A 676-nucleotide genomic window follows, 5' to 3' on the forward strand; every position below is an offset into this window, starting at 1 on the left:
CCCTCACCCAGACCCTTGGCGACGCCGGGGAGGAACTCGCGCAAGCCCTCGCTGCGGTGGCGGCTGCAACCGCCGAAGCCCGCCGCCGCCTGGGCATCACTGTGGACGACCAGAGGCTCGGACGAGACGGCGCGGCGTCGGTGCCCGTAGCGCGCGCCCCGGGGCGAAGGCCGCCCAGGCGTCGCGGACTCGGTCCGGGCTTCCGGGGCATCCATACGGACCGCTGAATGCGTGTTCCTGCACCACGGCCGTCGTTGAGCAGGTGTGGCTGTAGAAATGAACGCGGGTCAGGAACGCCGGATCCCGAAGGACTGGCGAGGACATGAGCTGTTGGTGGCTGTACTCAGGTCGATGGGCGGCGAGCTGGTCTTCGCTCAGGAACACCTGCTGACGACGTCGACTCGGGGGGCCGGCGGTGCGGTGCGGGACGTCCTCTTCGAACCTCGTGACGACGGAACGATCCGGCTGTCACTGACCGAGCCGCGTGAAGACGGGTGCCCTGACGGTGTGGGTGCGGGAGTTCCCGGCCTCGTGAGGCGAAGCTGAGGGTGTGAGCATCCGCAGTGAGCACCCGGTAAGCGCGGAGCAGATCTATCGGGCCCTGGTCGCTCTGGGAGCGGAGCCAGTACTCGATCCGGAGCTGTGGCCGGAGGGGCCGCAGGACGAAGACCGCCGA

1 protein-coding gene is annotated in these 676 nt (G+C 69.2%); it reads right to left on the reverse strand.

Annotated features, from left to right (window positions below; translation table 11 throughout):
* On the reverse strand, positions 1-215 hold a 215-nt coding region (locus CA983_RS47460), incomplete at its 3' end, for a hypothetical protein (RefSeq protein WP_208637201.1).
* Between the last annotated feature and the right edge of the window lie 461 nt (positions 216-676).

It is taken from the genome of Streptomyces swartbergensis (assembly GCF_002148965.1).
In the GTDB taxonomy this organism is placed as follows: domain Bacteria; phylum Actinomycetota; class Actinomycetes; order Streptomycetales; family Streptomycetaceae; genus Streptomyces; species Streptomyces swartbergensis.